The organism is Chryseobacterium sp. MEBOG07, from assembly GCF_021869745.1.
In the GTDB taxonomy this organism is placed as follows: Bacteria; Bacteroidota; Bacteroidia; order Flavobacteriales; family Weeksellaceae; genus Chryseobacterium; species Chryseobacterium viscerum.
Map to the genome: position 1 here is coordinate 1,086,707 of NZ_CP084579.1, position 13,300 is coordinate 1,100,006.

Sequence of the window (13,300 nt, forward strand, 5' to 3'; positions counted from 1 at the left end):
GATATTTTTTATTGATGATATTATTGTTGTATTTAAGATTTGTACTTTTTTCCCCACTTTGTGAAGAAAAAACAATGAAAGGTTGTAGTGTGTGTTTTATTGTTTTGTTTTGATTTCTTTTTGTTTATTGATTATATGTGTAAATGATGAGTTTTTTATTGTTTTTTTTCTCATTATATAGTGATAAATAGTAATAAATAGATAATGTTGATGTATTGAAAAATTATTGATTGTTTTTATTTAAAATTTTTGTTAAAATATTTATTTTTAACAAAAATTATTATTTTATTAAGTGTTTTTATTAGCAATAATTTAAAATTTTATATTTTTTTAAGAAATTGCTTTGTGTTTTTAAGAAAGTTTTACAAATTTGTAGCCTGTAAAAAATAATTGAATTAACATGAAGAAATTAACAACTAGTGTACTTATTGTAGCACTCTCTTCATCTTTTTTTATTGCAAATGCCCAAGAAAAAGGGGGTGATACAATAAAAACGAAGACTATTGAAGAAGTTGTAGTTACTGGTGCCTTAGGTATTAAGAAAAAGGTTGACGCCATTACCAATGCACAACAAGTAGTAGGTACTAAGGAATTAAATCAGGCCTCTGCTCCGAATGCAGTTCAGGCTCTAACAGGTAAAGTGTCTGGGTTGCAGATTACGCAGACGGATAACAGTGTAGGAGCATCAAGTAGGATTGTAATCAGAGGAAATAAATCAATTTCAGGGGGGAATGAAGCTCTAGTTGTAATTGATAATGTAATTTCTTCTGCTTCTGTTTTAGCTCAGTTACCACCAGAGGTGATTGAAAACGTAAACGTAATTAAAGGACTTCAAGGAGCTGCTCTTTATGGACAGCAAGGGGTGAATGGGGTTATTATTGTAACAACTAAAAAAGGAGCGAAGGGTGAAAAGATGCAGTTTACGCTGACATCTTCAATCCAGATGAGCCAAGCTTTCAAATTTCCTATAATACAAAAGCAATATGGTAAGGGGTATCCTCATGAGCCAGCTTTTAGTGCTGGAGATCCAAATTATAATGGAACAACTTACGTACCTTTTGAAAATATGTCTTGGGGGCCTGCTTACAATGATCCAAATATTGGAGGACAAATGGTTCCATCAGGGTTACCACAGGCAGATGGTAGTTTTATCTTTGAAAAATATGCTCCTGTAGACAACCACTTCTCGAAGTTTTTCAAAAATGGAGTGATTTTACAAAATGGAGTTACTATTAATTCTGGAGGGGCAGATTCTTATGCAATGTTATCCATTAACAGATTAGAAAATGATTTTGTTGTTGAAGGTGACCAATTAAGACAGAATAGTTTCTTATTGAAAGCAGGGAAAAAGCTGGATAAATTAAGAATAGATGGAACTGTAAACTACATCAGTAAGGTTACTAACCAGTCTAGCGCAGATTTATATAGCGATATCCTACAGATGCCTTCAATGAATGATATTAGAAAATACAGAAATTCTGGCGTTGCAGGAGGGTTGTCTGCTTTTACAAAGAACCCTTATTATCAATTAGAACATACAAGACAGAATACTGTTAACGATTATTTATCAGGAATCTTATCATTACAGTATGATTTTAATAAAAATATTAATTTAACATATACTGGAAATTTATATTTAAATAATTCCAGATCTGATAATCATGATGATGGTTTCAAAGCGAGTCAAGTGTACAATGGAAGCGGACTTGTGTTAGATGGTGGAACATTACAGGATTATACAAGGAGCTCCAACTTTGATTCATACTACATCAACCGTACTGTTAGTACAAGAAGTTACTATGGAGATTTAATGTTGAACTTCAATTATGATCTTACGGATAATATTAATATGAAGTTGAACATTGGTAACAATATTCAGGATAGCTATAGAACTGCCAGATCAATGGGAGGAACAAATTTAGTGATTCCGGGATGGTATGATATCAGAAACGTTACTAACCTTATTCAGCCAGGAAACTCAGCAGGTGCAACTGTGTTGGATAACATTCTTTTTGAGAATACAACTACAAGACAGAGAACTATTGCTGGATTTGCCAATTTAGATTTATCTTACAAAGATTACTTATTCTTAAACTCTACTTTCAGAATTGAAGAAAGTTCTGTATTGTCTACCTATTATAATGGACAAGTTCATAATAAGTCATATCCTTATTACTCTGTAGGTCTTTCATTTATTCCTACAAAAGCTTTTGAAGCTTTGAAGGGTAATGATATTATCAATTATATCAAAATCGCACCAGGATATACTAGGGTAGGGAATACATCTGGTGTACTGCCTTATGATACTTCCAATGTAGGTATTGCCCCTGCAGGCTATCCTTTCCCTAATCTACCTGGATATGGTATAGATGATACGCAAACTAATAGAAAAATTCGACCTGAGTTTATTTCTACATATGACTTGAATGTTCAGTTAGGTTTCTTAAATGATCGTATTACATTAGAAGGATCAATTTATCAATCAGATACTAAAGACTTGATTACTGATGCCAATGTTTCAAATACTTCAGGAATAAATAAACTGAAAGATAATTTTGGTAAAACCAGAATGAGAGGATTTGAAATTGACCTAGGGATTACTCCATTTAAATCTCAAAATTTTACTTGGAATGTAAGAGCTTCTTTTGCTAAATCAAGATCTACAGTAATTGACTTGCCTAACGGATTAGATGAGGTAGCTCTTGCGGTGCCTTACCAAACTGTTGGAATTGGAGTCTTTGCCATTAAAGGGTCTGATCTGCAGGTTATCAAAGCAACAACTTTCCAAAGAGATGATCAAGGAAGAATTATTGTAGGAGCTGATGGAGTTCCATTACAAAATACTAAATTGAGCAGTATGGGTAGAGTAACTCCTGATTATACACTTGGATTTAATACTTCACTTAAATTTAAAGGCTTTACGCTTTCTGCTACAATGGATTATCGTAAGGGAGGAAAATTTGCTTCATTTAGTAAGAGCCTCTTGACGTTTACCGGAGCTAGCGAAGAAACTGCTGGTTTTGATAGAAGTAAAGGATATGTGATTCCTAACTCAGTTCAGATGGTGGGCGGACAGTATGTTCAGAACAATACGCCTGTTGGAGGAACTGCAGACTATGATGGTGTAGCTGGATATTTCAGTTCACAATCTTTACAAAGATTGGGTGAGCCGATGGTATTAGATGCTACTGCGTTCAAAGTAAGAGAAATTGGTTTATCTTATGATGTTCCGAAATCAGTATTATCATCCACTTTTGTAACGGGTATTACTGTAGGTTTATTTGCTAGAAATCCATTCTTTGTATATTCAAAAGAAAACAGAAACTATGCAGATCCTGAAACTTCTTATACAAGTGGAAATGGAGCAGGTATTGCACTTGCTGAGCAATATCCATCTCAAAGATCTTTTGGAATTAACCTAAAAGCGACATTCTAAAATATTAAAAAAATTATGAAAAATATAAAAATAACGACAGCGGTTTTATCCATAACCATGTTATTTGCTTCAGTATCATGTGACAAATACCTTGATATCAACGAAGATCCTAATAATATTTCAATTGATAAAGTTACTCCTAATGAATTACTTCCAGTTGGAATAACATTAACTTATGCAAAGCAATCTCAGACGTTAAATAGATTTGCTAGTGTAGTAATGAACTCAACGGCTGGAAACTCATTGGTATATGGAGCTCCATTTATTGATGATTATAAACCCAATGTTTCCAATACGTTTTATAATGATGTTTGGGATAATATTTTCAAAGGGGTAGCTAATTTTGAAAAAATCATTACTTATAATGATCCAGGTAATCAGTATGTTCAGCATAAAGCTATGGCTAAAATCATGAAAGCAAATTATGTTCAGATTTTAACTGATTTATATGGTGATATGCCTTATTCTCAAGCTTTTAAAGGACAAGATAATTTGACTCCTAAATATGATAAAGGTGAAGATATTTATAAGGCTTCTATTACAGATATAGATGATGCTATTAAATCATTAGAATCAGGTTCAGGAAATAGCCCAAGTAGTGATATCGTTTTTAGGGGAGATACGGATAAATGGATAGCTTTTGGTAATACATTAAAATTAAGATTTCTGTTAAGAATGTCTAACGTAACAGGGGACATGGCTGCTTATAGAGATCAAAAATTAGCAGCACTTAGTGGAGTTGATTTTATTGATGAAGATGTTTTAGAAAACCCAGGATACTCTGCAGCTAACGATGCACAACAAAATCCATTTACCAATTTCTTTGTATATCTGAGCTCTGGAACACCAGGTGCAAACTATTCTATTAATGTAGCTTCTGAACATGTTGCTATTATTTTAAATGGTAATGATGGTGGAGATGCTCGCCCGGTTTATCAGAAGTTTAACGGAATTGTAGATGGTAGAAGCGCAAGAATGTTTGATCTTGTAGGAGGTAAAGTATCGGGTATCAGACAGGGTAATTTACCAGGTCAGCCAGGGGTACCGGCAGCTATTTCCAGATTTAGTTATGGTATTACGATTGGTCAAGGTTCTCCTAAATTATTGCCAGGTGGTGATATAGATGTTGCAGATTATGTTGCTAAAGCATCAGCTAAATCCGGTTGTATTATGACTAGAGCTGAATCGAAATTCTTACAAGCAGAGGCAGCTTTGAGATATCCAGGTTTATTTTCTGACGGAGCAGGTAATTTCACTGCTGCTGTTACTGCTTCTTACAGCTTCTTTGGAGCTACAGGAGCTCCAGCTTATCTTACTGCAATACAAAATGTTGCTGGTCTAGGATGGACAGGAACTAACGCTAACAAATTAGAAGCAATTATGACTCAGAAATGGATTGCTTTAACGGGTGTTAATCCAGAGCAGTCATTCTTTGATTATACAAGAACTGGTTTCCCTGTGACGCCATTAGCTACAATAGCATCTAATCCAAAACCGAACAGATTGATTTATCCTCTTTCTGAATATATTGGTAATGCGAGTAATGTACCTGCTATTAGTAATGCAGATGTATTTAGCAAAAATCAGTATACCCCTTTCTGGGCTAGAAACTAATTTTTATAATTACAATTTTAATATATTTTACCGCCTTCGGGCGGTTTTTTTCGTTTAAAGGGGGAATTCTTTTTACAATATAAAAATATGTCTAGCATAGCATATTGAGTATTTACAACTGTTTTTTCGCTCTCTTTATTTTTCAAGTTGTTGATATTCAATTTGTTTTAGTGTTAATGTGCTGCAATTTATTATAGATAATATCAATTTAAATGATTGTTATTATTTCTTAAAGAAAATTAAGATTTAAATGGATTGTTTTTGTTAAATATTTTGTTTTTAACTTATTTTAATAATTATTTTGTTGTTTTTGTTTTAAAATATTAAAACAAATGCATTTTTTTTAAATTTTGCTTTGTGATATTAAGAAAGTTTTACAAATTTGTAAAGTCACAAAAATTAATTTGATATGAAGAAACTAACAGCAAGTCTTCTTGTTTTAGTAATGTCATCCTCGATTGCTGTTGCGAACGCCCAGCAGAAGAATGATACTATTAAAACAAAAGAAATTGAGGGTGTAGTCGTTACTGCACTCGGGATTAAAAGAGAGAAAAAATCTCTTGGTTATGCTTCTGAAGAAGTAAAAGCTGCAGAATTGACCGGTGGAACTACCAATACCGGAAATGTAGCATCTCTTCTTTCAGGTAAGGTGGCCGGATTACAGGTAAATACAAACAACAACTTTGGCGGATCTGCGAACCTTTTGATCAGAGGATACAAATCTTTAAACGGTGGATCTCCACTTATTGTAATTGATGGTTCACCTGTTAATAATACAACAGTGACAACAGGAGCCCCTTTCGATTATGGTAACTTTTTGTCAGATATCAACCAAGAAGATATTGAATCTATTAACGTACTAAAAGGTGCAGCTGCGTCTGCATTATATGGGGAAAGAGGTAGTGATGGGGTTATCCTTATTGTAACCAAAAGTGGAAGAGGAAATAATGACGGAAGCTGGGGAGTTACTTTAAGTTCTGGAATTACAGCCGGATTTATTGATAAATCTACATTCCCAAAATATCAGACTAAATACGGAGCTGGATACGGAGGTGAATCCTGGAACGAAAATCCAGGGCCTGGAGGATATAATTATGCAAACTTCGGTGATGATGCTTCTTATGGTCCTGTATTTAATCCTAATTCATTGGTTTATCAATGGGATTCATTTGACCCGTCCTCTCCTAATTATGGTAAAGCAACACCTTGGGTAGCTGCTAAAAATGGACCTATTAAATTCTTTGAAACACCAGTCACATACGTTAATTCAATTACCATTGAAAAAGGAAATAAAACCTCAAACCTTTCCTTATCATATTCCAATATGCTTTCCAATGGTCTGATGCCAAATTCAGAACTACGAAAAAATACAATTTCTGCAAAATTCAGCCATGATTTTACAGATAAATTACACGCTTCAGTCTTTACTACATTAACATTACAAGGTACAAGAGGAAGAAATGAAACAGGATATTCGGACAATATTGTTTCTGGGTTCAGACAATGGTGGCAAACCAATGTGGATGTAGCTGCACTAAGAAATGCTTATCAAAACAATGGAAACAGTAACTTTAGCTGGAACAGAACATCTGCAGATGATGGAACTCCTCAATATTGGAATAATCCTTATTTCCAAAGATATCAGAGTTATCAATCAGATGATAGAACAAGAGTTTTTAGCTATGCGCAATTAAAATATGACGTTTCCAAAAACTTTGGTATTACCGGAAAATTATCCTATGATGATTTGCAAATGGTTGTAGAAGAAAGACTGATGAACGGGTCATTGCCTCAGGTATTTGGAGCTTCGGGTCTTAATGTTGGATCAGGATATGCCAGAACGAATGTTAAAAATTCAGAAATGAACTTTGATTTATTTGCTAACTATAAATTTAATATCACTCCTGATTTGAATGTTAGTGGTATTGCCGGAGGAAATGTTAGAAGAAACTTGATTGATAATGTATACATGAGTACAGAAGGTGGTTTATCTAAACCAGGACTTTTTGCTATATCTAACTCTGTGAGAACAATACTTCCTCCTGATGAAAATTATGCGAAATTTTTAACATCAAGTTTATATGCAACAGCATCTTTTGGCTATAAGAATTTCTTATTTGTAGATGGAACTTTCCGTGTTGACCAATCTTCTAACTTACCAAAAGGAAACAACAGTTATTCATATCCATCAGTAACGGGATCCCTTATCTTGTCAGAATTTGTGAAACAACCATGGTTAAGCTTCTGGAAAGTAAGAGGAAACTATGCAGAAGTAGGTTCTTCGACATCTAACTACAGGTTAGCAAATACATTTAAAGCAAGAGGAGAAGGATTGTTTGATCAACCTTATTTTCTTGCAAATCCTAATTTGAAACCTCAGAGATCCAAAGAAACCGAATTTGGTATGGAGGCTCAGTTCTTCAAAAACCGATTAGGATTTGATATTGCTATTTATAAGACAAAAACTATTGATCAGATTATTAATCTACCGGTATCTTCAGCGACAGGATACAGAACATTCTTAGTAAATGCTGGACAAATTGATAATAAAGGTATTGAAATTCAATTAAATGGTACACCATTTAAATCAGATAACTTTACCTGGGATGTTAATGTGAACTGGTCTAAGAACGAAAATAAAGTTATTGCACTAAATGGTAATTCACAGAATTATCTAATGGCAACTTATCAGAATGGAGTCTCTTTGAATGCTCGTGTAGGTGAAGCTTTTGGAGCGTTGGTAGGATCAGACTATCAATATGACGCTAATGGTAACAAAATTGTAGATCCGGTTAGTGGAAATTATCTGAGAAATAATAATCAGGTTATTGGAAATATTACACCAGACTGGGTAGGAGGTGTAAGAAACAGTTTCCGTTATAAAGACTTCTCTGTAAGCTTCCTTATTGATGTGAAGCAAGGAGGAGATGTGTATTCTCCGGATATGGCTTATGGAACATCAACTGGTTTATATGAAGAAACAGCTTATTATAGAGAAAGCGGAATTATTAATCCAGGGTAAATCCAAATGGAAATCAAAATACTACAGTTGCCGGAGATCCAACAAGTGCAGGTAGTGTAGATGGATATGGAGTTATGCCAAATAAGAGATTCGTATATGATGCTTCTTATGTAAAATTAAGAGAAGCTAGTATAGGATATTCGTTACCAAAATCTATTTTAGCGAATACTTCTATTCGAGATGCAAAAATATCTATTGTAGGAAGAAATTTATGGATCATCCATAAAAATTTACCTTATGCTGATCCAGAAGCAGGAACTGGGAACGGATTGGCTGCAAAAGGACAGTCTATTGGGGTGCTGCCTACGACTCGTGATATTGGAATAGATGTAACTTTAAAATTCTAAAAAGATGAAAAAAATATTTTTAACTATAGGCTTAGCTTCACTAGCATTTACCTTCACATCTTGTGAAAGAGAAATTACTTCATTGAATGAGGATACTAAGCATCCGACAGAAGTGCCTTCCGGAGTACTTTTTGCAAGTGCTGAACAGGTTTTGCTTGATCAAATATTGAATGTGAATGTTAACCGTAATATTACCCGGTTTTTTACACAACAATGGTCAGAAACAACATATATTGATGAATCAAGATATGATATGGTATCAAGACCGATTCCTAGAAACCATTATAATCGTATAATGGCATCATCTTCAGCAACAGTAAACTCTCCCGGAGTTCTTTCAGCATTGAGAGATGCTAGAAAATTTCTTGACGGTGAGGGAGTAAGCGCTGTTATGAAAAAAATAATATTGCTATGATTGAATTGGTAAATGTTTATGCATGGGCTAATTTAGTTGATACATATGGAGATGTTCCTTATTTTGGAGCTCTTAAGGCAACTGCAGAAAATCCAGGAAATTCGGAAATTCCTTATGATGATGCAAAGACAATTTATCTTGATCTTATCAAAAGGATAGATGCTGCTCTAGCTATGATTGATACTTCAGGTACAGGGTATTCTAATGATCTGATTTATAAGGGAGATATGTCAAAATGGAAAAAAATGGGTAATTCTTTGAAATTTAGGCTAGCTGTTACTCTTTCTGATGTAGAACCCGCTCTGGCTAAAACTTATGCGGAAGCAGCATATTCAGGAGGATTATTTACAGAAAAAGCAGATAACTTCGGATTACAGACTTTCCCTTCAGGTTTATTATCAAACCCTGTTTATCAGGATGTAATCCAGTCTGGTAGAAACGATTTTTTACCTTCTGATGTATTAATGAATTTCATGAATGGGAAAAATGATCCAAGAAGAGCTGTTTGGTTTACTACTGTAAGCGGTGCATATATTGGAGGAAAGTATGCTAAACAAAACGTTTTTGGACAATATTCTCACTTTACAAATGCTATTTCGGGAGAAAATGCTCAGGGATTCCTGTTAGATTATACAGAAATTATGTTTTTAAGAGCTGAAGCTGCACAGAGAGGATTCAGCGTTGGAGGTGCCGCTGCCACTTTGTATTCAGATGCAATTAAAGCTTCTATGAAAGAATATGGGGTGAGTGATACAGATGCTAACACATACGCTGCTGCTAATCCTTATGATGCTGTCAATTGGAAAAAATCAATTGGAGAGCAATCATGGATAGCCATGTTTAATAAAGGCTTCCAGGCATGGAACTTTGCAAGAAGACTTGATTTCCCGGTATTTGTGAACCCTTCAAACTCCAGAGTAGAAGCCGTTCCAATTAGAATGCGTTATTCTGACCAGGAATATCTTTTGAATGCAACTAATGTAAATGCAGCTGCTGCAAAAATTGGTGGAGATAAAGTATCAACAAAACTTTTCTGGGATAAATTTTAAATTAGATAATAATTATTCTTCAAGCCTATTTATAGGCTTGAAGAATATAAAAACGTTTATATGAAACTTTTTATAGGAATTCTTCTTTTCATAAGTATTGCATCATGTTCTAGTGATGATGACCGTACAGTTGTAAATGAAAATGTAAGTATTAATGGGAGCTGGAAGCCGTATAAATATGAATTCAGAGGCAAAAATATTGCACTGAATGATTGTGAAGATAAAGGAGTTATTATGATCAATGCAGATTTCTCAGGAGCTTATGACAGGTATGAAGCCGGAATTTCCGGAAATTGTACTTTATCAGACTCTTTTGTTGGAAAATGGACCTATGATAGTTTGTATAATACTCTTACCATAACCTATACGGAGGCAGGTATTACTAAAACCATGAAAAAGAAGTACAGTCATATTCTGATACTGAGCTTAGGATTCGGGACAACAGCAAAAACTTAGATAATACGCCTGGAAATGACGAGGCAGTCTTAGTTTTCAGAAAAGAATAAATATTCTTATTTACCTATAAAACCGCCTTCGGGCGGTTTTTTTATTTCCGTATATTTGTACTTTAAAATTTTGAGAAGAAAAGACTATTTCCCATAGTCTTTAAAAAAGTAATAGATACACATGAATATTAAAGATATAATAGAGAAGAAGCTTTCGGAGGTGATTTTAAACGTCTTTCAATTGAAAGACATCAATTTGGAAGTTCAGGAAAATAAAACGGATTTTGAAGGTGACTTTACCATTGTTACATTCCCATTGGTAAAACAGCTTAAGAAAAATCCGGAAAATATTGGTATTGAATTGGGAGGAGCTTTGACAGAATATTCTGATCTGTTCGAAAGTTTCAATGTAGTAAAAGGTTTCCTTAATGTAAAAGTGAAAAACCAATTGTTTGTAGATAATTTCAGATCTGTAAGCAAGAACTTTTCTACGATAGAAAAGAAAAATTCTATGGTAATGGTAGAATACTCTTCACCGAATACCAATAAGCCATTACACTTAGGACACATCAGAAATAACTTATTAGGATTCTCTGTAGCTCAGATTTTAAAAGAGGCTGGATATGATGTAATCAAAAGTCAGATCATCAACGATAGAGGAATTCATATCTGCAAATCAATGCTGGCTTGGGAGAAGTTCGGACATGGAGAAACTCCTGAAACTACCAATACTAAAGGAGACAAATTTGTAGGAAACTATTACGTAGAATTTGACAAAAACTACAAAAAGAAATTGCAGATTTAATAGGCCAGGGAGTAGGAGAAGAGCAGGCTAAAAAGAGGCTCCGTTGATGAAAGAAGCTCAGAAAATGCTTTTGGATTGGGAAAATGGAGATGAGAAAGTAAGAGCGCTTTGGGCTGAGATGAATTCATGGGTTTACAAAGGATTCAATGAGACCTATAAAAGATTAGGGGTAGACTTTGATCAGGTTCAATATGAAAGCAATACTTATATTTTAGGAAAAGATCTTATTCAGGCAGGTCTGGATAATGGAGTACTCTATCAGAAAGAAGACGGTTCTGTTTGGTGTGACCTTACGGATGAAGGACTTGATCAGAAGCTGTTGTTACGTTCAGACGGTACATCCGTATACATGACTCAGGATCTTGGAACAGCAGTTGAACGTTTTAAACAAAATAATATTCAGAAGCTCATCTATACAGTAGGAAATGAGCAGGATTACCACTTCCAGGTTTTATTTAAGATCCTGAAAAAACTAGGATATGAGTGGGCAGATCAGTTGTATCACCTTTCTTACGGAATGGTAGAACTGCCTGAAGGGAAAATGAAATCCCGTGAAGGTACTGTTGTAGATGCGGATGACCTGATGCAGGAAATGTATGAAACAGCAAAATCTAAGGCACAGGAATTAGGAAAACTGGAGAGCCTTTCTGAAGAAGATAAGGAAACCTCTTATGAAACGGTAGGGTTAGGAGCATTGAAGTATTTTATGCTTAAAGTAGATCCTAAGAAAAAGATGCTTTTCAACCCGGCAGAAAGTATCGATTTCAACGGAAATACAGGTCCGTTCATTCAATATACGTATGCGCGTATTCAGTCATTGTTGTCTAAAGCAGGTACTTTGAACACAGAAACGGCTGATATTGAATTAAATCAATCTGAAAAAGAATTGATTATGCAGTTGACCAACTTTAAAACTGTAGTAGCTAAGTCAGCGGAAACTTTAAGCCCGGCTTTAGTTGCGAACTACGTCTATGATCTTGTAAAAGCATACAACTCTTTCTATCAGAATAATCCAATTCTGAATCAGGAAGATGAAAATGTAAAACAATTCCGTTTGAATATTTCAGATCTAGCAGCAAAAACGATAAAAAAATCGTTAGAATTGCTGGGAATCGGAACAGTAAACAGAATGTAAAAATAGAAAGCCTCCTGAATTTTCAGGAGGCTTTTTTATTGTAAATAGAGTTGATATTTTAAGATCGCTTTGCTTCTGAAGCTTCCGGGGGAGTATTCTCTTCTTGTGGAACACTCATCTGTTTCAGACTGTCTGAATACAGTTTTGCAGGTGTCCATCGTGCATGTTTGGACAGAACAACTTTATATCCTTTTTTATAGGTATAAACTTTGGTAAATTCTGCGCCAAAGAATATCAGCATACAGGAATAGTTGATCCACATCATAATCAGAATAACCGTTCCGGCAGCACCAAAGGCTGAAGTAGGTTTTATCTGATTAAAATAAAGGCTTAATAAAAATTTTCCGAGCGTAAATAAAACAGTAGTCAGAAATGCCCCTTTCCATACCGGTTTCCAGCTGATCAGAACATCAGGCAGTACTTTAAACATCAGAGCAAATAAGAACATGACAATTCCAAAACCTATCGCAAAATTCACAAACTCTACCAGCATATAGGTTTCAAAACCAAAATACTGAGTGATTATTTTATTAAACAGACTGATCAGAGAAGATAAAATCATAGTAGTCATCAGAAGAAATCCCAAAATCAGAATCATTCCCAATGAATTGGCTCTGTCCAGTAAAAACTTGACAAGTGCCTTTTTAGGAGCAGCTTCTACCTCCCAAAGCGTATTCAATGAATGCTGAAGCTGAAAGAATAAGGTAGTAGAACCGAAAACTAATGATCCGACTCCCACAGCTTTCATAAAAATATTCTTTTTGTCAATAAGGGCACCTGCCAGCATACTTTCAATACTTTTGGCTACATCGGAGCCCATAATACCGCTGATTTGCGTGCTGATTTGTCCACGGATCGCCTCTTCCCCAAAGAAATTTCCAAGTACCCAGATGATAATGATCAATAATCCGGGGATAGAAAAGATGGCATAATAAGCAAGACTTGCTGAATCTTTTGATGCAGAAGAATTGTTCCATTCAGTAAATGTATCTTTTAGAACTTCCCAGAAAAATTTAGCAGTATTGATCATA

The 13,300-nt window shown here is 34.7% G+C and carries 8 protein-coding genes and 1 pseudogene; 8 read left to right on the forward strand and 1 reads right to left on the reverse strand.

Annotated features, from left to right (window positions below; translation table 11 throughout):
- Window positions 1-400: 400 nt before the first annotated feature.
- The 8 genes and pseudogenes from LF886_RS05040 to argS all read left to right on the forward strand — a co-directional run bounded on the left by LF886_RS05040 (window position 401) and on the right by argS (window position 12,269).
- Entirely contained in the window at window positions 401-3,436 is a 3,036-nt protein-coding gene (locus LF886_RS05040) for a SusC/RagA family TonB-linked outer membrane protein (protein ID WP_236852989.1), read from the forward strand.
- Between the two features lie 15 nt (window positions 3,437-3,451).
- Window positions 3,452-5,050 carry a SusD/RagB family nutrient-binding outer membrane lipoprotein gene (locus LF886_RS05045; RefSeq protein WP_236852990.1) on the forward strand — a complete coding sequence of 533 codons (1,599 nt, stop codon included), beginning with the start codon at window positions 3,452-3,454 and terminating at the stop codon, window positions 5,048-5,050.
- Window positions 5,051-5,459: 409 nt separating this feature from the next.
- Complete coding sequence (locus LF886_RS05050; RefSeq protein WP_236852991.1) at window positions 5,460-8,072, forward strand: SusC/RagA family TonB-linked outer membrane protein; 2,613 nt, start codon at window positions 5,460-5,462, stop codon at window positions 8,070-8,072.
- 74 nt (window positions 8,073-8,146) lie between these two features.
- A complete protein-coding gene (locus tag LF886_RS05055) occupies window positions 8,147-8,419 on the forward strand; it encodes a hypothetical protein (RefSeq protein ID WP_236852992.1) in 273 nt (90 codons plus the stop codon).
- 4 nt (window positions 8,420-8,423) lie between these two features.
- Window positions 8,424-8,834 carry a SusD/RagB family nutrient-binding outer membrane lipoprotein gene (locus tag LF886_RS23880; protein ID WP_262913038.1) on the forward strand — a complete coding sequence of 137 codons (411 nt, stop codon included), beginning with the start codon at window positions 8,424-8,426 and terminating at the stop codon, window positions 8,832-8,834.
- Window positions 8,831-9,883, forward strand: coding sequence for a SusD/RagB family nutrient-binding outer membrane lipoprotein (locus LF886_RS05060; protein ID WP_262913039.1), 1,053 nt, complete (start codon window positions 8,831-8,833; stop codon window positions 9,881-9,883). Before LF886_RS23880 ends, LF886_RS05060 begins: the two co-directional genes overlap by 4 nt.
- A 60-nt stretch (window positions 9,884-9,943) precedes the next feature.
- Complete coding sequence (locus tag LF886_RS05065; protein ID WP_236852993.1) at window positions 9,944-10,339, forward strand: lipocalin family protein; 396 nt, start codon at window positions 9,944-9,946, stop codon at window positions 10,337-10,339.
- Between the two features lie 171 nt (window positions 10,340-10,510).
- Window positions 10,511-12,269: pseudogene (gene argS, locus LF886_RS05070) on the forward strand (arginine--tRNA ligase).
- A gap of 58 nt (window positions 12,270-12,327) precedes the next feature.
- Here argS and LF886_RS05075 read toward each other — a convergent pair.
- Window positions 12,328-13,299, reverse strand: a complete 972-nt coding sequence (locus LF886_RS05075; RefSeq protein WP_236852994.1) for a YihY/virulence factor BrkB family protein — start codon at window positions 13,297-13,299, stop codon at window positions 12,328-12,330.
- Window position 13,300 lies beyond the last annotated feature (1 nt).